Origin of the sequence: Streptomyces rectiviolaceus (genome assembly GCF_039533825.1) — a bacterium.
Lineage (GTDB): Bacteria > Actinomycetota > Actinomycetes > Streptomycetales > Streptomycetaceae > Streptomyces > Streptomyces rectiviolaceus.
Map to the genome: position 1 here is coordinate 101,163 of NZ_BAAAUG010000010.1, position 21,678 is coordinate 122,840.

24 protein-coding genes are annotated in these 21,678 nt (G+C 66.6%); 2 read left to right on the forward strand and 22 right to left on the reverse strand.

Annotated elements, in window-relative coordinates:
• Positions 1-208: 208 nt before the first annotated feature.
• The 16 genes from ABD378_RS01910 to ABD378_RS01985 all read right to left on the reverse strand — a co-directional run bounded on the left by ABD378_RS01910 (position 209) and on the right by ABD378_RS01985 (position 14,928).
• The gene (locus ABD378_RS01910) at positions 209-595 is read right to left on the reverse strand and encodes a DUF6238 family protein (protein ID WP_344518494.1); all 387 of its coding nucleotides are present in this window, start codon (positions 593-595) and stop codon (positions 209-211) included.
• A complete protein-coding gene (locus ABD378_RS01915; RefSeq protein WP_344518495.1) occupies positions 592-2,028 on the reverse strand; it encodes an ATP/GTP-binding protein in 1,437 nt (478 codons plus the stop codon). Before ABD378_RS01915 ends, ABD378_RS01910 begins: the two co-directional genes overlap by 4 nt.
• Complete coding sequence (locus ABD378_RS01920; RefSeq protein ID WP_344518496.1) at positions 2,025-3,551, reverse strand: SCO6880 family protein; 1,527 nt, start codon at positions 3,549-3,551, stop codon at positions 2,025-2,027. Before ABD378_RS01920 ends, ABD378_RS01915 begins: the two co-directional genes overlap by 4 nt.
• Positions 3,552-3,558: 7 nt before the next feature.
• Positions 3,559-5,193 (reverse strand): TrbL/VirB6 family protein, encoded by a 1,635-nt coding sequence (locus tag ABD378_RS01925; protein WP_344518497.1) that lies wholly within the window; start codon positions 5,191-5,193, stop codon positions 3,559-3,561.
• On the reverse strand, positions 5,174-6,274 hold the full coding sequence (locus ABD378_RS01930) for a DUF8175 domain-containg protein (protein WP_344518498.1): 1,101 nt from the start codon (positions 6,272-6,274) through the stop codon (positions 5,174-5,176). The genes ABD378_RS01925 and ABD378_RS01930 overlap by 20 nt, the downstream gene beginning before the upstream one ends.
• Positions 6,275-6,490: 216 nt before the next feature.
• Complete coding sequence (locus tag ABD378_RS01935; RefSeq protein WP_344518499.1) at positions 6,491-6,829, reverse strand: hypothetical protein; 339 nt, start codon at positions 6,827-6,829, stop codon at positions 6,491-6,493.
• A 48-nt stretch (positions 6,830-6,877) separates the two neighbouring features.
• Positions 6,878-7,792 carry a bifunctional lytic transglycosylase/C40 family peptidase gene (locus ABD378_RS01940; RefSeq protein ID WP_344518500.1) on the reverse strand — a complete coding sequence of 305 codons (915 nt, stop codon included), beginning with the start codon at positions 7,790-7,792 and terminating at the stop codon, positions 6,878-6,880.
• Between the two features lie 73 nt (positions 7,793-7,865).
• Positions 7,866-8,267, reverse strand: coding sequence for a hypothetical protein (locus ABD378_RS01945; RefSeq protein WP_344518501.1), 402 nt, complete (start codon positions 8,265-8,267; stop codon positions 7,866-7,868).
• Positions 8,268-8,505: 238 nt separating this feature from the next.
• Positions 8,506-8,886, reverse strand: coding sequence for a hypothetical protein (locus tag ABD378_RS01950; RefSeq protein ID WP_344518502.1), 381 nt, complete (start codon positions 8,884-8,886; stop codon positions 8,506-8,508).
• Positions 8,887-9,377: 491 nt separating this feature from the next.
• Positions 9,378-9,926, reverse strand: a complete 549-nt coding sequence (locus ABD378_RS01955) for a hypothetical protein (RefSeq protein WP_344518503.1) — start codon at positions 9,924-9,926, stop codon at positions 9,378-9,380.
• 84 nt (positions 9,927-10,010) lie between these two features.
• Positions 10,011-11,054 (reverse strand): DUF2637 domain-containing protein, encoded by a 1,044-nt coding sequence (locus tag ABD378_RS01960; protein ID WP_344518504.1) that lies wholly within the window; start codon positions 11,052-11,054, stop codon positions 10,011-10,013.
• Between the two features lie 62 nt (positions 11,055-11,116).
• The gene (locus tag ABD378_RS01965) at positions 11,117-11,536 is read right to left on the reverse strand and encodes a DUF6195 family protein (protein WP_344518505.1); all 420 of its coding nucleotides are present in this window, start codon (positions 11,534-11,536) and stop codon (positions 11,117-11,119) included.
• Positions 11,533-11,889 (reverse strand): DUF4326 domain-containing protein, encoded by a 357-nt coding sequence (locus ABD378_RS01970; protein ID WP_344518506.1) that lies wholly within the window; start codon positions 11,887-11,889, stop codon positions 11,533-11,535. The genes ABD378_RS01965 and ABD378_RS01970 overlap by 4 nt, the downstream gene beginning before the upstream one ends.
• Entirely contained in the window at positions 11,889-12,614 is a 726-nt protein-coding gene (locus tag ABD378_RS01975; RefSeq protein ID WP_344518507.1) for an ATP-binding protein, read from the reverse strand. Before ABD378_RS01975 ends, ABD378_RS01970 begins: the two co-directional genes overlap by 1 nt.
• A gap of 1,287 nt (positions 12,615-13,901) precedes the next feature.
• Positions 13,902-14,492: a WhiB family transcriptional regulator gene (locus tag ABD378_RS01980; protein ID WP_344518508.1), complete on the reverse strand. Its 591-nt coding sequence runs from the start codon at positions 14,490-14,492 to the stop codon at positions 13,902-13,904.
• 58 nt (positions 14,493-14,550) lie between these two features.
• Complete coding sequence (locus tag ABD378_RS01985) at positions 14,551-14,928, reverse strand: hypothetical protein (protein ID WP_344518510.1); 378 nt, start codon at positions 14,926-14,928, stop codon at positions 14,551-14,553.
• A 667-nt stretch (positions 14,929-15,595) separates the two neighbouring features.
• Here ABD378_RS01985 and ABD378_RS01990 point away from each other — a divergent pair.
• Entirely contained in the window at positions 15,596-16,486 is an 891-nt protein-coding gene (locus ABD378_RS01990; RefSeq protein ID WP_344518511.1) for a helix-turn-helix domain-containing protein, read from the forward strand.
• A gap of 1 nt (position 16,487) precedes the next feature.
• On the opposite strand, the gene ABD378_RS01995 is transcribed toward ABD378_RS01990, so the two are convergent.
• From ABD378_RS01995 to ABD378_RS02010, 4 genes are all read right to left on the reverse strand, one after another.
• The gene (locus ABD378_RS01995; protein WP_344518512.1) at positions 16,488-16,790 is read right to left on the reverse strand and encodes a hypothetical protein; all 303 of its coding nucleotides are present in this window, start codon (positions 16,788-16,790) and stop codon (positions 16,488-16,490) included.
• 82 nt (positions 16,791-16,872) lie between these two features.
• Positions 16,873-18,060 carry an amidohydrolase family protein gene (locus ABD378_RS02000; RefSeq protein WP_344518514.1) on the reverse strand — a complete coding sequence of 396 codons (1,188 nt, stop codon included), beginning with the start codon at positions 18,058-18,060 and terminating at the stop codon, positions 16,873-16,875.
• 23 nt (positions 18,061-18,083) lie between these two features.
• Positions 18,084-19,199, reverse strand: coding sequence for an MAB_1171c family putative transporter (locus ABD378_RS02005; RefSeq protein ID WP_344518515.1), 1,116 nt, complete (start codon positions 19,197-19,199; stop codon positions 18,084-18,086).
• A gap of 3 nt (positions 19,200-19,202) precedes the next feature.
• Positions 19,203-19,781, reverse strand: a complete 579-nt coding sequence (locus tag ABD378_RS02010) for a hypothetical protein (protein WP_344518516.1) — start codon at positions 19,779-19,781, stop codon at positions 19,203-19,205.
• A gap of 674 nt (positions 19,782-20,455) precedes the next feature.
• On the opposite strand from ABD378_RS02010, the gene ABD378_RS02015 reads away from it, so the two are divergent.
• Positions 20,456-20,893, forward strand: a complete 438-nt coding sequence (locus ABD378_RS02015; RefSeq protein WP_344518518.1) for a pyridoxamine 5'-phosphate oxidase family protein — start codon at positions 20,456-20,458, stop codon at positions 20,891-20,893.
• Positions 20,894-21,185: 292 nt separating this feature from the next.
• Here ABD378_RS02015 and ABD378_RS02020 read toward each other — a convergent pair whose 3' ends face one another.
• Both ABD378_RS02020 and ABD378_RS02025 read right to left on the reverse strand, forming a co-directional pair.
• Complete coding sequence (locus tag ABD378_RS02020) at positions 21,186-21,353, reverse strand: hypothetical protein (protein ID WP_344518519.1); 168 nt, start codon at positions 21,351-21,353, stop codon at positions 21,186-21,188.
• A gap of 103 nt (positions 21,354-21,456) precedes the next feature.
• The gene (locus tag ABD378_RS02025) at positions 21,457-21,666 is read right to left on the reverse strand and encodes a hypothetical protein (protein WP_344518520.1); all 210 of its coding nucleotides are present in this window, start codon (positions 21,664-21,666) and stop codon (positions 21,457-21,459) included.
• Between the last annotated feature and the right edge of the window lie 12 nt (positions 21,667-21,678).

Below are 21,678 nucleotides of genomic sequence, written 5' to 3' on the forward strand. Positions count from 1 at the left end.
TGGTCTTCACCGCGGGAGAGGGAGGGTCGGATCTCCGCGGCCTTCAGCACTGCCGCGGCCGACAGTTGGCGCTTGAGTTGACCCTTGGACGCAAACCCGGCGGTGCGTCGACTCCGGTTCATAAGAACCCAGAGCGTCACCAGGGCCACCGCGCAAACGCCGGTGAGGGCGTACAGGGCCAGGGAGATCCCGCTTGGCATGAGGTCCACTAGTCGGCCCTCCGCGCGACCCGGGCGGCGAGGTAGCGCATACGGCGGCCGCAGAGCCGGGACAGCGACGCATCGGGTCCGGCGCAGCGCGGCGGAGCCGTGTGGAAGGCACTGTGCAGGTCTTCGGCAGCCCGCCAGATGTGGGTGACGGCTGTACGGACGCGGCCACCGGCGGCGGAGTAGTCGCCGTGGTCCAGCACGGTGGCCAGCGCCTTCGTCCGGCGGGCGAGTTCGAGGGCATCGGCGTGCAGCTGGTCGATGTCCTGTCGCACTGCGTGCTCGTCGGCCGGGAGCGCGGTCTCGTCGGTGGTGATGGTCATGGAGAGGGCGCGCTCCGAATCTGCGTGGAAGGGGTTGGCGGCGGAGAGGTGGCGGTGCCTGGTCATTCGGCTTCCGGGGAGGTGCTGGTGAGGTCGGTCATCGAGCCGGAGGAGAAGCACAGGTGTTGCTCTGCCTCGACCAGGAGGTGTTGGACGCCGGGATAGATGACCTCTCCCACCTTCCACAGCGCGATCCCGCGGCGAAGGCGCATGATGTGCTCCGCCGTCCAGGACGGCAGTCCCAGTCGGGACACCGTCGCTTCGGCCTCGCTCTTCTTCTGCGAGTAGATGACGATGGTGTCCGCCATCTTCAGAGCCGCTTGGGTCTCCGGGCTGTCGTCGATGTCCGACAGGTGGTGGACGATGAAGATGCAGGACAGCCCGTAGCCGCGAGCGAACTTGAGGAACTTCTCCAACAGCGCGGCAAGTTGGGGAGTACCGAGGATGTGCCACGCTTCCTCGCATACGAGGATGCGCTTGCGCTGGGTGTAGCGGCGGCACCCCGATTCCGGGTTCGGCCCGAGTTCCCAGGCGCCGGAGTTCGCGTCGACCACGACGCGGTCGTGCTGGCCGGGCTCCGTACCGCACTCGCACAGCGGGCGCAACCAGACCTCTTCGAGGAAGACCGAGATCACCGCGACGAGGATCGTCATGGCGACGCCGCCGGACGGGACCTTCGTCAGGTCGAAGACGATCATGTCGGCGTCGAGGTCTACGCCGAGGCTGGTCGGTCCGTCGAGCATGCCGGTGAGGTCGCCGGTCGCGTCCTGCTCGCTTCCGCAGAGCCGGTCCAAGACGTAGGACGCTTCCAGGCCATCACCAAGGAGTTCGTTCTGTGTCCGCTGCTTGGCTGTGGCGTCGGACTCCTCCGGCGACCGGAGCGCGGCGGAGACGTCCGCCAGGACCGGAGTGCGGCCGAGGTCGCCCGCCCGCTGATGCGCCCGGCGGATCGCGATGCGCAGTGCGGAGCCGGCGAACTCGTCCAGGGTTTTCCCGAGGCCGAGTTCGACGATTGTCCGAACCAACTCGATCTGCCGTCGGCCCGAAATCGCTGGGTCCATCGGGTTGATGCAGGAGGCACCGCGACCGCCACCGGGGGCGAACTTCACCGGGGCCTTGCCGGTCAGTGAGCGGCCGAGCGCGGCCCATTCCCCCTCCTCCCGCTCCTTCTGTTCTTTGGTGTCGAGCACGACCACCTGACGGCCGAGGCGGATCTGCCGTGCGGTGTAGGTCTTAGTGAGCGCCGATTTGCCCCGGCCGGTGTCGCCCATCACGATCATGTTGCCGCCAGGCAGGCCGTCACCGAATGCCGAGAACGGGCAGTAGATGAACGCCTTCCCCGAATACAGCTCCCGGCCGATGATCGCGCCCGCGGTCCCGAGGGTCGGCGGTGCGATCGGGAGATACAGGGCCTGGCTGGTGGTCGTCTCCGTATAGAGGGGACGGCGCACCGTCGCGTACTTCGGGGACAGGGGGGCGAGGTCGAGCAGGTCAGTCACTTGATGCCTCCGGCGAGGGGGAGGGTCGTGGCGAAGGCGCGAGCGTGTTCGAGGTCGAGCCATTCGGTCCGGAGGTGGGCGTTGCGGGCACGGGAAGCGGTCGTGCGCTTTGTGCGCTCCAGCTCCTCAGCGCTGCGCGAGGAGATGGTGATGTAGCCGACGACGGCGGACCCGGCAGCGCCCGACGAGGCCAGGGCCGCGCCCCGTGATCCAGTGGCGCTCGCCGCGATCTGGTCGCGGGGGTCGATGTTCTTGCCGCGCTGACGGTCCCGGTGCATCTCGGCCTGGTTGTTCGTGTCCTCCGCGAGCATCCGTTCCACGGCCTTGTCGTTCGGCTCAAGCTGCTGCGTGATCGAGATGGTTCGGATCACGTCGGGCATCCCGATCAGCAGAGGCGACAGAAAGTCTGGTCCGACGGGGGTGGTGGGCCATCCTATGACGGCCGCCGTGGCGTGGAACCAGCTGTCGGTGGAGCCTGCGGCGCGGGTGGCGACGTGAGCCCCGTGGCGGACGTCGACATTGCGGGGGAAGGCGTGCGCCTGCGGGAGGTCCGTGTCCCAGATGGCGTGGTCCGGGTCGTAGGAGTTGCGGATGTACGCGGTCATCCGGCCCTCGTCCAAGGGCGCGATCACCGAGAGGTCGGCGTCCTCGGCGCGGGACCACAGTTCTTCCAGGTACGTGGCCATCGCGGCGGCGACGCCTTCGTCACCGGTGCCCCGGGCCGCAGCTTCGGACGCCAGGTCGCGGGTGAACTTCGCGTGGATGGTGATGTAGTAGCGGTGCTCTTCCGCCGAGGTCGAGACGGCGTTGGCCAGCACGTCGTACGACTCCTTCAGCCACTGCGGAGCGTCGGCCGTCGCCGCCGAGTCGTCGCGCTGGGAGATGAAGCGCTGATGTGCGTAGGGGTCGGACTTCATCTGCCGGGCGAGGACCTGAATCCTTTTCACGGGGTGTTCTTCAACGTTGCCGAAGGCGTCGAGGAGTTCGCCCCATCGCTCCAGGGCGACGACCTGTTCCCCGACCTCCTTGCCGCCCAGGCCGGGGGAGGCGATTTCCAGGGTGGCCGTGACGCAACCGGCCTCCGGCTGGAGGACGACGACGGCCTTTTGCCCGCGGACCGTGACCGGCACCCACGTCATGCCCGCGATGCCCTCTGGCTCCGCCAGGGCGGCGTCTGGCGGGGTGCCGTCACGGCCCAAGCCGCCCTCGACGGCCGGGGACACCCACACGCCGCCGGTACGACGGAGGGCCTGGCGGTGGTAGCGGTTGATCCCCCACCAGCGGTAGAGCGTGCGTCGCTGGGACGTGCCCTTCGGCCGGTACGGGGCGTACACAATGACCAGGGCGACCAGGATCGGCACGACGAGGCACGCCGCCGCGATGGCCGTCACGCCGCTGAAGAGATAGCCGAACAGGATGCCGGTGGCTGCACCGCCACCGAGAACGACCTGTTCGCCGAGGTCGCGGCGGCCTACCAGCCCCGTGGGGCGGTGCTTTCCGAACTGATACGTACGAGTCGACATGGGTCAGTCACTGGTCCTTGCTGGGGATTGGCCGTCCGGGTGCCTGGCCATCCGACGGCCGTGACGGCGGCGGAGGCGTGACCGAGGGCCCGGAGCCCGAGGTGGTTCCTGATGCAGAAGAGGGGGAGGCGGGCGGCGGCGTCGGAGAGGGCGCCGCCGGGGCGGGAGCCTGTGGCGGGGGCGGCTGTGCCGTACTCGGGGCTCCGCTGGTTCCTGGTGGACGTCCGGCCCCTGCATGGCTGCTGGCAGAGGACCAGTTCGGAGGGGAGCTGACGACGGGGTCGGAGGTCGCTCCCTCGGGACGTGCGGCGGCCGGTGCACCGGATGAACCGGCGTGGTCGTCGCCGCTTTGTTGGCTCTGGGGCTGTTCGGAGCCGCCCTTGGCGGCGTCGGTGCCCTGCATGCCGGGGGAACTTGTGGCCTTCTTCTTCGCCGTGTCGACGCCGGCCTTGGCCACGGCTGCCCCTGCGGCGACGGGCCCGGCCACGGCCGTTCCGCCGCCCATCTTGGCCCCAGCCTCCTTGGTGCTGGCCGTCTTGGTGCTTCCGCCGACCAAGGAGTCCTGAACGTGGGAGTTGATCGCGCGGTTCGCGTGCTGGCCGGGACCGTCGATCACGGCGGCAGGGCCCGAGGACTGGGCGAACTTCCGGTCGTGATGGAGCTGGGCCATCTCGTCGCCGAACCCGGGCACCCACTTGTAGACCGCCGCGCTCGCGAAGACTGCGAGTAGGAGGATCAGCGCACCGACCAGCGTCTTGGAGACCGCGTCGGACATGCTGCCCGAGGTGTCGCTGAGGACCGCACCACCGAGGCCAAGCAGGGCGAAGAGCACGGGTTTGCTCAGGCCGATCGCGAAGACGCCCCCGAACCACTTCTTGCTCTTGTTCCACAGATCGCGGTCCACAAGCCCGGAGTTCACGATGGGGCCGAGCGCGACGGCCACATAGATCGCCGCGCTGCGGATCAGCAACTCGACCCACATCAGCAGCGCGCCGAACATCATGATCAGGTTGACGACCAGCAGCTGCCCCACGCCCTCCGAGGGGTTCGACGCCATCACCTTGAGGATGTTCTCGAGGAAGGGCTTGAAGTTGCTTGTCGCGTACGGCTCGAACACTGCTGTGACTTCGTCAATCGCCTTCATCAGAAGGGCAATCGCACCCGGCGTCATCGCGTTGACCACGAACTGGAGGAGCAGGAAGCCGATCGCTTCAGAGACCGCGGTGGTAACAGCGACACCGCGGACCGCACGCTTGGCCACGGCGATCAGCCACAGGGCCACGGTGAGCAGGCTGCTGGCGGCGAAAATGATCGCGTACTGCTTCAGGAAGCCAGGCGACGTGAGGTCGATCTTCGTCGTGTTCTGGATCAGCTCAAGCATCTTGCGCAGGAACCAGATGTTGGCCTCAGTGAGCTTCTGGAGCAGGAAGCCCAGCGGGTCCTTGACGAAGTCGATCGCTGCCTTCGCCTCGCACACCATCGGGATGTAGCAGAAGGGATTGGCGACGGCCGCGGGCACGAACAGGAACCCGATGATCACGTTGACCACGGCCACCGTCTGGATGCGGCGCCTCCACCGGCCCGGCGTTCCGCGCTCGATAGTCAGGAGGCCAGGGGCGTCGTCACGCAGTCGCAGGCGCATTGCTGGCACCCCCTACGTCCGCGAAGCTGTCGGCCGGGTCCGCTTCCTGCATGGCGGGTGGCGACGGCACGAGCGGTTTGGACGGCGTGACGGCTGTCGTCCTCCACGTGCCCTTGGTCCAGACGAGGTCCACGGTCATGCGGAGGAATGCGACCTGCGGGCGCTGTGCCTCGTCCTTGCCCGCGACCCCGCCCACCGACGCGGTCCACAGCTCGACGCTCGCGGCCTGGTCGGAGTAGGAGATCGTGCGGGTGGCGAGTGCCGCCGTCCGCGTGATCAGTTCGCTGCCGTCAGCGGCCCTGCCGTCGGCACCGACCCCGCGGTTCTCCATGACCAGCCGGGCCGTCGAGTCCGTATCGGACGTGACCGAATCCAGCACACTCGGTGCAGCGGTGGCTGCCAGCATCCGGTGCCGCCAGCCCTCATCCGTGAAGAACCGCGGGTCGCCGTAGAGCATGGTGGCGCTGACAGCGGCAGCGTGGGCGCCGCGCTCGTTGCGTCCATACGCTGCCGGGAATCCGTCCTGCCCAGCGGAGCCGCTCAGTACGGGGTCTTCTGCAGCGGCCGGTACGAAGTCGGAGAAGTCACTCGTGACGTTGGAAGCCTGCCGCGCGTCGATCGGGGCGAACAGCCCCTTCGTGCTCGAACTGTCCTTCATCTTCCAGTCGTTGGACTCCCAGGTGAGTGTCACCGTCACCGACTGGAAGTCCGCCTTCGGCGTCGTGTGCCCGGCCGCGCTGCCACGGACCGTCGTCGTCCACAGTCGGACCATGGCCCTGTGGGCGTCGAAGCCCAGGACGTGAGCTGAGAGGACACCGGTACGGGCGACGGCCCGCTTAGTGGAGGCCTTGCGGCTGTCGCCCCGGAGTGCGCCGACTGCTTGAACGGCGGCGTGGTCGGCCTTCTTCGTCGACGTACCGGCGGCGCCTTGGGCTGCCATAACCGACACGGCTCGGTGCCGAGCGTCCTTGTCCGTCAGGAAGACGGAACTTCCGCTGACGGTGGTGTAGTTGGCTGCAGCCGCCTTGGCGCCGGCCTTCGTGTGCGGGTAGCCCACGGGGACACCGCGCACCTTACGCACGCCCTCTCCGCTCGTCTGCGGTGCGGAGTGGGCAGGTGCTGACGCGGCGGGGGCGGGGGTGGGCGGGCTGCCTGTCGCCAGGCTGACGATCACCCCGGCCGCGGTTACGACCGCTGCCCCACCGGCGGCGATGCCCCAGAGCTTCGCCGACGGCTTGCGTGCTCCGGCCGCCTTCGCGGAGGAATCGTTCCTCCTTCGAGGTCGAAACGCCATGGGTCACACACCCATGCCGTACGTGATGGCGAAGATCGTGCCGAAGGACGCCACGAGGAAGACAGCCGTCAGACCGCCGACCATCATGCCCTTGCCGCGCGAGCTGTCCATCGTGCTGTGGCCCTCACCGAACCACCCCTTGCTCTTGCCGACTCCCGCGAGGAACGCCCCGCCGCCGACTACGAGCACGACGGCCGCAATGACGCCGAGGATCACCTTCGCCGTCGTTCCCAGCTTCCCGAAGGGGCCCCAGTCCGGCTTAACGCCGGACACGACGTCGGCCCCGGCGGCAAGGGTCGAGTGCAGGGAGGGATCGGCAGCGGCAGACAGGAGATTGTGCATGTTCAGCCCCTTAGTGCTTTAGATGTGGAATGTAGTGATTTACGGGGATTAGCCGACATGCCGCATCGCGATGATCTGCGGTTTCCAGACCCGGAGTGACTGGATGCGCACCTGGGCGCCGGTATGAGGTGCGTCGATGACCTGCGAGTTGCCGATGTACATCCCGACGTGCTCCGGCCCGGAGGTACCGGGCTCGCTGAACAGCAGGTCGCCAGGCCTGAGTTGGGAGGCACTCTTGACCGCGGTCCCGGAACGGACCTGGTCGTAGGTGGTACGGGGCAAATTCACGCCAGCCGAAGCCCAGGCCATCTTGGTGAGCGAGGAGCAGTCGCATCCGCTCTGCCCCTTGTAGGGCGATGCGCAGTCACCACCCCACTGGTACCAAGTCCCAAGGGCTGTCTTCGCGGCGGAGACCACGCGGGCGGCGCCCTTGCCGGCCGGGGCGTCGGGCTTGACGGCGTCGGCCCACTTCGCCGCCAGTTGGCGGATGTTCCGTACGTAGTCGCGCGTCTCGGGGTACGGGGGAATGCCGCCGTACTTGATCACCGGGCCGCCACCCGCGTTGTACGCGGCGAGCATGTTGTCCGTGGAGTCCCCCGACACGCTCTTGACCTCCTTGGCCAGCGTGCAGTCGTACTTCGCCTGCGCAGCGATGGCGTCGGCCGGGTTGAGGATGTCCTTGGTTCCGTCTCCGTCGCCATCCACGCCATGCTGGGCCCAGGTCGCGGGCATGAACTGTGCGATACCGACGGCGCCGACGGGTGACTTCGCCCCGGAGTTGAAGTTGGACTCGGTGTAGAGCTGAGCCGCCAGGAGCGAGGCCGTGACCTGCGGACACTCGCCCGCGTGCTTGTTGATGAGTTCGCGAACCCAACCGGGAACAGGAGCGTCCGTCGTGATGCCGCCGCCGGGGCCGGTCTCCTGCGCGGAGGCACTGTCGGCTCCGCCGAACGTAGTCAGCAAAGCGAGACCCGAGACGACGCCAGCCGTGAAGAGTCCCAGGCCAACTTGTGTGCCCTTGTTCATCGCGGCCCCGTCACGCCCACGGCAGGGCGGTGACGCGCCAACCGTCGGGGGTCTGCTCAAGACGGAGAGCGAGCTGTTCGTTGCTGCGGTCCGCGTGTCCGGCCTTCGGCGTCGTCGTGAGCGTGTAGCCCACTCGAACCAAGGCGGAGGACTTGGTCACGGCCGGTGCGCCGTCGGGGACTACTGCCGACGTGATCTTGACTGTCTGCCGGGCCTTCTCGGCCCGCAGCGCGGCCCATGCAGCGTCCTGACTCGGCCGCTTCTGGGCGAGGACGCCCGCCAGTTCACCTGCTGCGAGCCGGGCCGCCCGAGCACCGGCATCGGCGTACGAGCTGTCCTTGCCGTCACGGGCGTCATGCTGGGCGTATGCAGTGGTGAAGGCCCGCGCTGCGTGCTCAACGTCCTTCGGCAAGGCGGTACTTGCGGGCGACGCAGGGCTTGTCGCGCTCGGCGAGTCCGTCTCGGTGATGCCTGCCGAGACGGAGTGCGGTTGTGCAGCCGCGGGCTTGTATGGGCCGTTTGCTGAGCTGGAGCATCCGGTAGACAGAGCGGCGACGGAAGCCGCTACAACTATTACTGCCGATATAGGTATGGACTGGTCGTAACGAGACATGCGGGAACCACAATCTTGCACAGGGGGAGGGGAGAGGTCAGACGTCGAACGTGTGGGCCGCACTGCACTTGACCGGGCGGGCTTTGCCCTTCGCCACGCAGACCCTGATCTTGTGCGTGCCCTGAAAGAGGGTCGGGGTCTTCCAGGAGCAACTGCCGTTGTTGTAGGAGTCCTTGACTGTGGTGAGCAGACGGCCGTCGTTCGCGAGGATCTGGACTACTGCCTTGCGGCCGTCCGTCTTGACGTCACATGCGGTGACCTTGTCGCTGACGTGGTTGTAGTAGCCCTGGGCGCCGTTGCCGCTGGAGGCCCACCAGCCGGAGCTCGCGGACGCGGGGGCGGTGGAGAGTGCGGTGGCGGCAAGCGCGCCCCCCAGGGCGATGGGCAGGGCGCGCTTGAAGAAGCCGGAAGACAACACGGAGTTGCTCCTTACGGAAGTCGGTTTCATGAGGTGGTCGAGCTGCCGCGACTGCGCCTGCGAGGAACGTCCCGTCTGTCGAGGACAGCGCGCAGCTGCGTCGGCGATTCGGCGGGCAGGGGAGTTCGCGGCGAGGGGGGCGGGTGTTGCGGCCCCCGGCGTGGAGGGACCGCAACACCCCTTCGCAGGAGGGGGTACTACTCCTGCGGCTGTTACCGGCGTCTGCCGGAGAATTCGAGGAAGGGCCGTGGAGAAAAGGAAGTTCGCGGCTGAAGCCGTCACTCATATCAAGGCCATCAACCCCTTCTCTCAGCAAAGGAGAGGTCCGATAAAGGAACCTCCGTCGACCACGAATCACCTTGTGGCGTTGGCCGTGTCTGAATCCTTGCAGGAGTCCGCGGACAACTCGAATCAGCAAAAAGTCGGAACCTAATTCCTAGAATTAGGTTCCGACTTCTGTGGTGGCGAGGCTATTTCAAACGGTTCGGCCTTTAGCAGGCGGAGTGGCGCAGGTGCTCGATCGCTACGCCGAGCCACGGCGCGGGCTGGCCGGAGAGGAGCAGCGGGGCACACACGCTGTACGAGAGCACGACTTCAGGCTGTCCCGCCGTGACCCCGGACAGGAGGGCGTGGTCGAACGGCATCCAGGTCGGCGACCCGGACGGCCTGAGCCGTACTCCGGTGGAGGTCAGGACGACCCGAGCCGGGGTGTGATCGCGCCACTGCGGATTAGCGGCAGCTTCCGCCTGTTGGCGCCGCCGCGCGTCGAGCCGGTGGTTCGGGACCAAGCGCCGGCCGAAGGCCGGGTGGTCCTCGAAGTACCCGGCCGGTCGCGGATAGACGATGTCGCTTCCGTAGAAACGGGCGACCGAGCACGTCACGTCCGCATAGGCGATCTCCCCGTCTGCGAGGGGAAGATCCGCCACCTGGACCGGCGCAAGGTCGCCGCCGTTCTGGAGGTGGTGCGCGAGCGCGGTCGCTGCTTGTACGGCGTCGGGACGGACGGCGTTCTCCGAGGGGTTCTGTCGGCGTCGCCACATGGTCTTCCCTTCCTGATCAAGCGGACAGTCCATGGCCTCTGCGGCGGGACGCGGCAGAGGCCATGGGCACTCCATGAGATGAGATCACCAGAGGGCGCTAGAGGCAGAGGCGGGAGTCTTCGCGGCCTCGTCCTCCTCTTCCTTCAGCCGGGCCAGGAGGATGCCAAGTCGGTCGTTGCTGATCCCTTGACGCGCGCGGACGGCTTCCTTGACTGCGTCTCGGCTGATCCGTCCGGCCTTCTCAGAAGCGGCTCGTGCGATCGGCAGCAGGTCCTCCAGCCACTCGTCGTCAGCCTCCCGGTCCTGCGGGAACTCGGCGCCGTCCGGGGCGGGGGATGTTTCGCCGTCCGCATGGGTGCGGACCAGCTCTGGGACGGAGGACTCAGCAGCCGCGGGGGGCGGCGTAGCTGCACCGCGGTCCGCGAGGGCGGCAGCCGGTCCGTCCGCCTGGTCCGCCTCCGCACCCGCGCCGTCCGCACCCGCGGGCGCGCCTGTACTCGGCTCGTCCACACGAGGCTTCACAGTCTCGGCGGCCCTGTGTTTCCGCAGGTCCACGGGGGAGCCAACAGGGTTGTCCGTTGCGGACGGACGAGCCGCGACGCTTCGCGTTTCGGTCGTCTCCAGCGGGTGAGGCTTCGGCAGGACCGCGATGCTGTCGAGCGGCGTGGCGTCTCGGTGGACCGGTCCCGGACCGCTGGCCGAGCCGTCCCGGACGGACAATTCGGCGGTCCGCGCCATCAGGATGTAGAGGTGTACGGAGCCGGCCAGTGCCAGCGGCGCGAGCGTCGACAGCACGCCGACAACGCTGTCCGTGAGGTGCAGTGCGGACCGTCCGGCCTGCGGACCGTGGTTCAGCGTGATGGCGTGCAGGGCGTTCGCGCCGAGACTCGCCCCGGTGGCTGCGAGGAAGAGAAACCAGGCGTACAACCGAGCGCCGAAGTGCTGGTGACGCAGGAGCACGATCGCTCGAACGCCGTACGCAATGAACCCGTCGATGAACACGGGAAATAGGTAGCTCAACGTCTCCCGCGCATGAATCGCAGTGGCGATCTGCCGCAGCGCGTCATAGGAGAAGGCGAAGCCGGCCGCGCCGAGCAGAATGATCGCGGAGCGGTCCCAGGCCGTCATACCGCGAAGGCTGTAACCGGCCTGCGGTTCGGTCGCCGTCGACGTTATGTGCGCGCGAGACATCAGAGGTCTCCTCCGTCGCGCGGGTTGATGGACTGCCAGGCGGGGGTCTGGGAAAGCAACTGTCCGAGCTGTTCCAGGGACGTCACCTCGTGCACATGCTGACTGGGGCAGCTCACGCATGACACCCGTAGCAGGATGCGTTCCGTACGGCCTTGGTCGGTGTAGTACAGCTCCAGATGCTGGCCTCCGACGGTGTCGAGCGAAGCAAAGGCTTGCAGGTGTTCCTCAAAGGAGAGGAGCCCCAGGACCTCCCAGTCGAGCGTGACCGCTTCATCGCCCAGGAGGCGGCGCGCGTACTTCGTCGCCGCCGTGATGGACCTCGGCCCCCAGGTGCGGAAGGCGTTCTCTCGCGCGGCCGTGCGCCGCTCCTCGGCGGTCGCGAGGTGCTTGGCCGCAGCGGACATGATCGGGTGACTCATCGGGGGCCTTCCAGGGAGTAGCAGGTGCGGATCGTGTCGCCATCGCCGGTTTCGTTGGCGAGGCGGAGAAGGACATCCGCGTGGCACGGCACGTCGAGGGGGCACGTGCACATCAAGTCGAAGCCGCGCAAAGCTCGGGCGAACCGGGCGGCGTAGCAGCGACCCACCGGCCCTCGGAGCGTGGCGGCGAAGAGGTCCACGGCTTCCGCCGCGTCCATTGGCGGGCCGAGCGGAGACGGAGCGCGGTCTCCCGCCTTGAAGAAATTCGCGTACGGGCTCCGGGGGCCGACGTATGCACAGGCTGTGGACAAGGGTGCGGCGTCTCGGGACGCTCCACGAAGACGAACGGGCATCAGGCTGCTCTCCCGCCGCGCCGCCGGTCAGCACCGATCATCGGCACGAGGCTGGTCACCATCTCGGCCAGGCGACTTGCCACACGAGCGCCGACGAAGTCGGTCAGGTCCGGCCCGTTCTCATTCCGGGCAGGCAGGTTCGACGTGATGATCGTCGGCAGGCAGTGGTTGTACCTGTAATTGATGAGCCGATACGTCACCTCCTCGGTCCATTCCGAGGTCTTCGCCGTGCCGAGATCGTCAAGAAACAGGTACTGCACTTCGCTGAGCTTTCGCAGCTCTCGTTCCGCAGCACCCATGACCTGTGAGGGCCGCAGGATTCCGTACATGTCTGCCGAGTTCACGGCAATCAGCTCGAACCGGTCCGGACCGCCAGCCGCGATCCTCCGCAGCGCTCCGTAAGCCTGGTGGGTCTTGCCCGTCCCTGTGAGGCCGGTGAGGAGGAGGGCGCCAGCGGCAGCGTTGTCCGAGAACGCGCGATCGGCCCAATCGGTGACCTCCGGCATCGTTGCTTCAGCGTCGCTGAACCGGGGAGGGGTGGCGGCACGCCAGCGATTCAGCGCGTACTCGGCGCGAGCGCGGCGGTGCCATTCGCGGTCTCCCGGGTTTTCTTGCGGTGACTCATCGGCAGAGCTGTCGGGCACGACCTGAATTCCTTTCGCAGCGAGTATTCGTTCCATGGAGCGCATTGACTTGGCGCTGCCCGCGCGTTCCGGCTCTGCCATGATCAAAATCCGTTCTGGTAAGCGCTGGGCTCGGCTGTGTTCTGGAATGAAGCCCAGCCTCCGGGCTGCCGACGCAGGGGAACGACGTTGCCTTGGGGTTTCGCTGCGGGGGCGTGCGACGGGAGGTCCGCCCAGATGCGGAGCAGGTAGCGGGCCGACTGCGGGGGCCGGTCGGCGTTCCACCGCCGCGCGACCATCTCGACCAACCGTTCATGTCCCCAACGGGCCGCGAGAGCTGTTACCCGATCCCATTCTGATTCGGTCAGCCGCCAGCCGACGAGCATTCCGGCACTGGTTATGGCTGTTACCAGATCCTTGGCGCTATCTGGGACTTTGACCGGATCATGATTGGCTGCGCGGTTCTCTCGGCTCGACCCAAGCAAGCTAGCTTGCTCTGTGGTGGTGGTAATACTCCCGTAGGGAGTATTACCACCACGCGTGCGCGAGGAAGAAACTTCTGAATCGCCGTGCAGAAACTTCCCACTTGCCGCCGCCGAAGGGTAATTCTGGGAAGAGATTTCCTGGAAACTTGTTCCCTCTCCTGGCGCTTCGGGAGACGGAGTCGGAAGTTCCTTCTCTGAATCGTCCGGGGCCTCGGTGCCCATGCTGAACAGGAGTATCGAGTAGCTGTTGGGGTTCGAGGCGCCCCCTCCGCGTTCGTGGCTGAGTTCACCGAGCGCCGCTAGCTCTCCGAGGCACTTTGTTACCGAGCGCGCGGTGAGGCGAGTGAGGCCGGATATATCCTCGAGGGTCAGCGTGGCCCTGCCCTTATCGTCTGCCTCACGGGCAAGTGCGAGCATGACGAGGCGTGAACCCCTGCATGACTTAGATTCCGACCAGACCAGTTCGGTGGCTATGTGGCTCATCAGTCTTTCCCGCCGGATATTGCTATGAGGCGTGCAGGCGCAAGGCCAAATGAGTAATCGTCCTCCGGGACGTACCCGATCCGGTGTGGTTCGGGAGTGAGATACAGCGCCCCAGCGGGCAGGTAGAAATCATGTGCGCGGCGCCAGTCAGCCGCACGTCCGAACCCCTGCCTGATAAGGCGTGCCACTCTCTCTTCGGTCTGGCGGTCGATGAGCATGCGGTAGAAGTCCGATTCGAAGAGATGGGTAACAGACCGGCTCACGGGATACACGCGGGCCAAAACCGTCGTGGGCGCAATTTCACGGATCGCATCAACCAGATTTGAGCAAGGCGAAGCCGCAGGATCATTTCGAGACATGGGAGAACTCCCGGAATCGCAAGGACGGCCTTGCGTGAAGATTCGTTGCCCTTTGGGGCGTATCAGGCAGCGTCAGCGCTATGAACAGAGGAAGACGCGGCCGACACCGACTGGGATTTCTGGCGATGACGTCGCACGAGCTTCAATAGGTATTCGTGCGTCACCCCGAGCCCACGGGCCACAGTGGCGGGTTCGAACGATGGTTCTCCCGTGAATCGAGCGATAACCGCGTTCCGCTCCAGCCTGCTCAGCACGGTGGTAGATCCATGCAGGGCCGCTTGGACGGCTTCTTCGTTCACACGGCCCTGCCATGCAGCACGCAGCGCGGACCGTTCCGAGGCGAGCAGCCCCGCACGGATACCGAACTCGTCGTCGTCCCGGAGGGATTCGACCAGACACCGGGCAGCCACCGACAGCGGACAGGATGCACAGAGATTGCGTGGCCGATTGAGGGAGACGCCCAGCTTGTGCTTCACGATCTCGGGGTCCTCGCGTGGACCGTCACCGAGCGGCACGAAGAGGTTAATGTCTTGGTTTGCGCACCGGGCTTCTTCAGCCCAGTGCTTCCCAGGAGCATTCCTAGACTCCTCGATGAGAGGAGACCAGTCTCCCTGAAAAGCAGCCTCGACGAGACTGGATATGTCAGTGCTCATTTCGTCTCACGATGTTCACGGCGCTCGACGCAGTTCCGCTCGAACGCAGGAGGAAGAGTCAGAAGCGCTTGCGCGACCGCTTGGAAGGCTGGAGCGACATGACTGCCGACTCGTGCTCCTTCCTATCCGCCATGCCCGGGTTGACGAAGTGCATGTCGGAGATCGCGCGAAGGTCTTCTTCTGCGAATTGCACGAACTTTCCGAACTTTCGATGGGGGAGCGTGGAGATTCGCTCTCGCAGCCACTTCTCCGGAATGTTCAGTCGCTCGGCGGCTTCGCTGTATCCGATGTGGAGACGGTTATCGTGGGGCTCAGAAGGGTGGTTGCTCAGCAGTGCGTCGACGTCGCCAACTTGTGCGAGCAGGCGCATCACGGCGGCGAGACCCTGCAACTCGGAGGGGCCGAGGGCAGTCGGGCCTCCGCTCGCCTGCGCCACGACCGGCATCATGCTTCCAGCCCATGCAGCCGAGCCGTCCGCAGGTCGAACGCATGGCCCGTGGCTGCCCATCCGGCGTGAGGGAACGAGCGGATGATCCACCGCGCGATCGTCAGTGCCTTTGCCCGAGGAACACGAAGGGTGTGTCCGCGGTCGTTCACGGCGGTGAGCCCCAGGTGGGGCCAGAGCGTCCGAGGGCCCTGGAGACGAACCTGTACGACGGCGGCCCCGGGCAGCATGGACGCCAGCTGTGCAGCCAGCCGTTCAGCCGGTCCCGGAGTGCTCTCCGGCTTCGGGTTGCAGTCCGCAGTAGGGGACATGCGAGACTCCTCTATGTGGTACGCCGCTCCGTAGTGCCGTGCGAAAGGACAGCGGAGCGGCCGTGCGAGTGATCTTGCGCCCCTCAGGGGCAGCGGATCACGAGCTGTCTGGCGTCCGAGGGGTGCGAACTCTCGGGCGCCGATGGCGTTTTGAGGGGAAGAGCGCGCACGAGTCGTGCGCGACTTCTCCTCTCCACCGGGCCGGTCTCCGGGTGGGGGGTCGACCTGGTGGGCGAAAGCAGAGGGGGTGCGAACGCCCTCGTTTTTCGATAAACTGAAGCTATCCCGGTTCCCACGAAAAGTCAACAGTCCGAGGTTTCCTCGGTTCATCCAAAAAACGAGGTCTGATGCCAGCCCGACGCTTCGATAGAGCCCGTGTGCGCGCGGTACGTCGAGCCGCCGAGATCTCGCAGTCTGACGTGGCATCTGCCACCAGCTCTGCGGACTCGACGGTCGCGGGGTGGGAGTTGGGCTCCAGCGCCCCGGACCAGGAGAAGCTGCCTGCCCTCGCCGGGGTGCTCCAGCAGCCGTTGGATGAACTGTTCCCGCGCGACGGCTTGCCCGACCTCACCGACCTACGATGCGACGCGGGTCTCTACCGGTACGAGATGGCAGCGGTCATCGGCACCAAGAGCGACGGCCCAGTGGCCGGCGCGGAACAAGGGGTCCGGCGCCTCAAGGACAGGTACCTCCCTGACCTGGCGAATGCTTATGGCGTGACCGTGGACGAGCTGAAGCGAGCGCAGGAGCGTTCATTCGCGAAGGCCCGGGGCGAAGAGGTGAAGGACGAGGCTGCCGCCGTCGCGGCGGCCGAGGAGCCCCCTCGAACGCTCGCTGAGAAGATCTCCCTCCTCCTGGAGCGCTCGTACCCGGCGGGGACGGCACCGGGAGACAAAGAGATCGCGGAGGCCGTGAACAGTTACGCGGGGTCGCAGGTCACCACGGCCGAGAAGATCGAGGCCCTTCGAACGGGTACCGATGAAGCCCCCGCCCCAGTCGTCTTGGAAGGTCTGGCCCAATTCTTGGGCGTCACGCGTCTGTACTTCGAGCCTGACGATGCTGTCGCTCGTCAGGTCTACGAAGGACTTCGCCTGATGTCGGCCGCCAAGAGCGGGAAGGTGGGCCGAGTCCGGGCCCGCGGTCTCGGCGCGGAGGGGCTGCCGGCCGACGTTCTCTCGATCCTGAACGATCTCGCGACCGAGTTCGAGAAGAAGGCTGACCCCGACGCCCGCGGCTGATTTAGGGCGTGGGCCATTGATAGCGGTGATCACGACGCGCCTTGTCAGGGCGCAAGTGCTTACCCTCATGGACATTGCCCAGCCACCCGACGACCAGAGTGGCCTCCGCGTCTGACAGCCCTATCGCAGCACATTTGTCGCGGAGAGCTGAGGGGGAAACTTGCAACCAGCGGCCCCGTTCGTACTCCATCTCCGTCTTGATCAGCTGCTTCTCCTCGAAGACGAAGCCGCCGGACGCCTTGACGTTCTGGCCGATGACGTTCATGAACACGTCGATGTCGTCGGGCAGGCTGGAAGTACCCATAAGCCACATTGTGGCCCCAGTGTCGAGCCGCCGCAGCCGCCGCCGCCGCCGCCGCAGCCGCCGCCCAGCCCGTCGGCTGCCTCTACTCCGCCGTGGTGTTGGGCTCGTGACGCAGGCCTGAGGCGAACACAGCCCGGACGTCCTTCAGCGCACCGAGACCAGCGAGCGGGTCCCCGTCGACCAAGAGAAGATCCGCGCGGTAGCCCGGAGCGATCCGCCCCGTCACGGAGCCCAGCCCCAGGGCCGTGGCCGCTTCGGACGTCGCCATGTCGATGATCGAAGCGTTCGACAGGCCCAGGTGGGAGTAGAACGACAGCGCAGAGACCAGGCCGTCGAAGCCCGCGCGCTGCACACCCGCGTCCGTACCGGCTACCAGGCGTACGCCCGCGTCGGCCATCCGCCTCACGAGATCGAACATCGCTGCGGCGCGCTCCTCGCCAAAGATCCGGGGGAGCATCTGCCAGTGAGGGCTTACCGCCGGGCAGACGGTGATTTCCCGGTCGATGATCTGCTTCACTACGTCCGGCCGGAAGTCGAGGCCACCGCCTGTCATCCATGTGCAGTGCTCGATCGTGTCCACCCCGGCCTCCACGGCCGAGGCGATGCCGTCGGCACCGTGTGCGTGGGCCGCGACGGGGACACCTGCCTTGTGGGCCTCGTCCACGAGGGCGGTCAGTTCCTCTGCGGTGAACTGAGACTGGTGGCTCTTGGGGCCGTCCTTCGTCAGCCCACCACCGGTGACCATGGCCTTGATCACCCCGGCTCCCGCTGCGAGGTTGCGACGTACGAGGTCGCGGATCTCGGCTTCACCGGAGACCTCGCCGCCGAGGAAATGGCAGTGCCCGCCCACGGTGGTCGCGGGTGTGCCCGCGGACACGATCCTCGGTCCCGGCGTTCGACGCTCACGGGTCTCCGTAGCCAGACGGATAGCCAGCCCACCCCGGTCACCGAGGTCACGGGCTGTGGTGACACCACTGTGCAGGAGCTGCTCCGCACGACGGCGCATGTCCTCGAACAGGACCTCATCCGTCGAGTCCTTGAGAGTGGACACCGGATCAGGCCCGCCATCGAAAGCGAGGTGGACGTGTGCATCGATCAGCCCCGGCAGAACGGTTCCGTCGAACGCGCAGCGGGGGACGTTGGCGCCAGCCTGTGCCTCGATCTGCTCGCGCGGCCCGACCGCAGTGATCGAGTCGCCGTCGATGAGAACCGCGCCGTCTTCCAGGTAGGTCCCCGAGTCGACAAGCACTCGGCTACCGGTGATCAGCATCTCGTCTCCTTGGTCATTGAGGTTCATGCAGCACCGCGCAGAGCGTCGGACACCGCAATCAGTTGTTTCACATCGGACTGCCGGTCGCTGCCCAGTGCCATGGCGAGGGGAACCGCTCGACGTGGAGCCGGGACGCCCTGCCCGATCCGGGCCGAGGCTCGATGGAGCCTGGAAGCGAGCTCCGTGGAGTCGATGCTGAGGACCGCGCTGTCATCGTCCTCAGTGAGCAGGTGCGGGCTGATGTCCACCAGGCCGTCACGGCACTCCACGATGCGTCGGTGGTAGCGCCGGTGCACGCCCCGAGCCCGCCACCGGTCCAATGCGGCCGGGGACGCCGGCCTCAACACGTTCTGGGGGAATGCCTCCGCCAGCAGCTCCCACAGCGGGGCGAGCCGACGGTGATCACGCCGATGCTGGAGCCAGAGCCGCAGGGAGGAGATCCGGGCTCGCGCTCCCGAGTACGTGATACCCGCTGCGAACAGCAGGATGGATGCCACCAGGAGGAAGGCCACGGCTGCCATGAGGGGTCCGGGGACGTCTACGTCGGCCCAGCGAACGGCGACGATGACGGCGCGGACAGCGCAGGCAAGTGCCATCGCACCCAGGCCGACCGCTGCCATCCAAAGACCGGTGGAGTGCGGGCGCCGGGACATACGGGCGTAGCGGCGAGTCCACCGGCACGCCATGCCGAGGGCGTACATGAGGTAGAGACCGGCCCCACCGTAGAAGAAGGCGATCTGCGGAATCGTCATATCGGCCGTACTGAAGCTGCCGGCGAAGACCTCGTGCGGCACCGACTCCGCAGCCACGGTGATGGCAACCGCCACGACCCCGACCCCGACGGCTTCCTTGCGTGCCCGCCTGCGGCCCGCTTCTTCGTCGGCGGAGGAGTACAGGTAGAAGCACATGAGGAAGTAGACGGCCAGAAGCAGCAGCACGTTCTGGATCAGCTTCGCTGTCCCGTGGCCGGCGACCGTGTCGACGCCGGACGCGCCCCCAGGCATGGCTACGGGGTACGACAGCGCAGCGCAGACCAAGCAGAGGGTGACAGAACGCAAGGGAGCGTCATGAGGGGATCGCTTCAGCTGGTAGAGCTTCCATACGAGAGCAGCCACGAGCCCCAGGAGTAGCGGTTCCACGGGTTACAGCCATCCTCGCCGGTCACCGAGAGCCGACTCCACCCGACGAAGCGACGGGTCGTCCGACAACGGAGTGGAGCCGTCCAACACGGACGACCACTCCAAGATGATGGTGGCGACCAGTTCGACGGAGCACTCCTCGCCGTCCTCGTACGAGCATCGGCGCGCAACGCGCTTGATCGTCTCGGGCTGGAAGACCGGCAACATGGTGGCCCAGCCCTCGACCAAGACAGCGGTCTCCTCGTCTGGATCGACCGCGGGGGCCTCCGCCTTCGTCTCGCCTGCGCTCTCCCGTGCGGCGGCCTCTTCGTTCTCCGCTACAAGGATGTGCCCTATCTCGTGGAGCTTGATGTGATCTTGATGCAGGCGTGTTGTCTCCTGCTGAAAGAGGATCACGTCGTAGTCCTCGTACTCGACCCACATCCCCGAAGGCCCCGGCTTCGGCAGCGGAGCCTCTCGCAGGTACAGGGGCCGCCCACGCCGTCGACTGAGCGCCTGGCAGAGCTCTTCGACGTCGAGCGGGGGAGTAATCCCCAGGTCTTGAAGCTCACGCCGAATCAGACGGTGCAGATCCCTCTCCACGGTCCGATTCGCGGCTGTACGCCAACGTCCAAGGCGCCCGCGGCTGGCTCCGCTCTGCGCAGGCACAGTCGGCTCCGCCGCGTCCCGACCACTCTTTTCTGACCACATTGAGTAATCCCTCCAGCGGCAGTGATGGCTCCCCCGAGCCGGGCGACACCGCGCCCGTATCGATGACGTCCGGTTCCCGGTGCCGGATACGGCCGCAGTCGGACGTGCCTGCGTGCCCCACCAAGCCCCTCAAGGGGGCCCGGATGCCTGGCCTCCAGATCGTCTCGCCCACACCGATGTCACGTACGCGAACGCGCAATGAGACACCCGGTGAGCTGTCTCGATGGAGCCTCCGGGAACTCTTTGGACAGTACGTGACCGTTCAGACAGGGCATGGCGCGAAAAACATGATCGATTCGTGTAGCCCACAGGTAACCACGACCTGGCAAAACGCTCAAAATCGACTGCGGCGCGCCGAGAAGTGGTTTTGAGCTGGAGTTTTGCGTTCTGGCGTGGACTCTTCAAGGCTTGGAACTTGAAGCTGAGTCCGTTATCGATCCGAGACTTTTACCGTTAAAGGACTTCTGACATACGCGCCCGAATCGGGCAAGTTGCCTGCTCAGGCTGGGTGTGGTCGTGGTCACTTCAGGGCAGTTCGGGCAACTGGCGCTATTACGCTTCCAGTCATGTCGAACGCGATACTGAGCCAAACCGATGACTACCTGGAGTTCTTGTCCGAGTACCATCTGTGCACTTTGACTACGCTGCGTCCTGATGGTCGCCCTCACGTTGTGCCCGTGGGAGTGACGGTCGATGTCAACGCAGGGGTGGCCCGAGTTATCACCCGCAAATCCAGTCGGAAAGTCGCCAACGTCCTCGCGGGTGGCAATACGGCACGAGTCGCGGTGTGCCAGGTCGATGGAGGTCGGTGGGCCACGCTCGAAGGCGTGGCGGAGGTCTGCACCGATGCGGCAGTGGTCGAAGACGCGGTTGCCCGGTACGGGCAGCGGTACGGGCGTACGCCAGCCCCGGACCCTGAGCGAGTCGTCCTTCTGATCTCGATCGAACGGGCGATGGGTCAGGCGCTCCGTGCTCGCCCCCGGACCGCCCAGGCTGCGGCGTAGCGCCTAAGCGGGCAGGGCGTAACTACATTCCCCCATCGGCACAAGGCCGGTGCCGCCCGGGGGAGGCGTTGCTCTCGCTTTGGGGAACATGCGGGCCTATGGATGGCCAAGGCCCAGAGCCACTACGGGCCGGGTAATCGGCGCCGCGACCCGGACGGGCGCAGCGGTCGCGCCCTGTTCTGGTTCCAGGAACTGCCCGGCCTTTGTGTGTCGCCCATTGCGACCCCAGGTAGGGAGCCCGGCCTGGCTACGCAGCCTCGTAGTGGTGCGCTCGCCCGCCTCGCCACTTCACTCATGCGGGGTCATCGAGCAGACCCTCCGAGTCCGGCAGCCCGGCCCGGCGCAGGAACTCGATCACGTCCGCGTCCGAGTGGGCGAGGCCGAAAATCTCCCCGCGCGCCGTGACCCGACGTCCCCCGGTGCGGGATGGCGGGTGCACGACTATCGGGGCGGAGTCCATCCTCTTAGCGTCGCGTGGCCGAACGGGCGGCGCATCCGGGCCAGGATGCGGGGGCAGTCGGTGAGAGAAGAGCCTCCGTCCCCGGACCCTGCCCGGGGGCTTGTCACGCGGACACGGTCAGGGCGAGGGCGGCGACGATCAGGGCGCAGGCCACACCGATCATCAGGTAGCGAAACGTTCCTCCTGGGTGGCGCGGAGGCTCGTCGTCATCGAGGGCGTAGAAGCGCAGGCCTTTTCGTTCGAGGACCGGTGAGTCGAGCCAGTAGGCGGGGGACGGCTCGGTCCGCGGCTGAGGAATCGAGGCATCGCTCATGGCCTGTGAACG

Bases quoted from the DNA above. Each gene is read 5' to 3' on its own strand.
- ABD378_RS01910 (WP_344518494.1), bottom strand. From the start codon at position 595: ATGACCAGGCACCGCCACCTCTCCGCCGCCAACCCCTTCCACGCAGAT.
- ABD378_RS01920 (WP_344518496.1), bottom strand. From the start codon at position 3,551: ATGTCGACTCGTACGTATCAGTTCGGAAAGCACCGCCCCACGGGGCTG.
- ABD378_RS01925 (WP_344518497.1), bottom strand. From the start codon at position 5,193: ATGCGCCTGCGACTGCGTGACGACGCCCCTGGCCTCCTGACTATCGAG.
- ABD378_RS01935 (WP_344518499.1), bottom strand. From the start codon at position 6,829: ATGCACAATCTCCTGTCTGCCGCTGCCGATCCCTCCCTGCACTCGACC.
- ABD378_RS01955 (WP_344518503.1), bottom strand. From the start codon at position 9,926: ATGTGGCGACGCCGACAGAACCCCTCGGAGAACGCCGTCCGTCCCGAC.
- ABD378_RS01960 (WP_344518504.1), bottom strand. From the start codon at position 11,054: ATGACGGCCTGGGACCGCTCCGCGATCATTCTGCTCGGCGCGGCCGGC.
- ABD378_RS01965 (WP_344518505.1), bottom strand. From the start codon at position 11,536: ATGAGTCACCCGATCATGTCCGCTGCGGCCAAGCACCTCGCGACCGCC.
- ABD378_RS01970 (WP_344518506.1), bottom strand. From the start codon at position 11,889: ATGCCCGTTCGTCTTCGTGGAGCGTCCCGAGACGCCGCACCCTTGTCC.
- ABD378_RS01975 (WP_344518507.1), bottom strand. From the start codon at position 12,614: ATGGCAGAGCCGGAACGCGCGGGCAGCGCCAAGTCAATGCGCTCCATG.
- ABD378_RS01980 (WP_344518508.1), bottom strand. From the start codon at position 14,492: ATGAGCACTGACATATCCAGTCTCGTCGAGGCTGCTTTTCAGGGAGAC.
- ABD378_RS01990 (WP_344518511.1), top strand. From the start codon at position 15,596: ATGCCAGCCCGACGCTTCGATAGAGCCCGTGTGCGCGCGGTACGTCGA.
- ABD378_RS01995 (WP_344518512.1), bottom strand. From the start codon at position 16,790: ATGGGTACTTCCAGCCTGCCCGACGACATCGACGTGTTCATGAACGTC.
- ABD378_RS02000 (WP_344518514.1), bottom strand. From the start codon at position 18,060: ATGCTGATCACCGGTAGCCGAGTGCTTGTCGACTCGGGGACCTACCTG.
- ABD378_RS02015 (WP_344518518.1), top strand. From the start codon at position 20,456: ATGTCGAACGCGATACTGAGCCAAACCGATGACTACCTGGAGTTCTTG.
- ABD378_RS02020 (WP_344518519.1), bottom strand. From the start codon at position 21,353: ATGGACTCCGCCCCGATAGTCGTGCACCCGCCATCCCGCACCGGGGGA.
- ABD378_RS02025 (WP_344518520.1), bottom strand. From the start codon at position 21,666: ATGAGCGATGCCTCGATTCCTCAGCCGCGGACCGAGCCGTCCCCCGCC.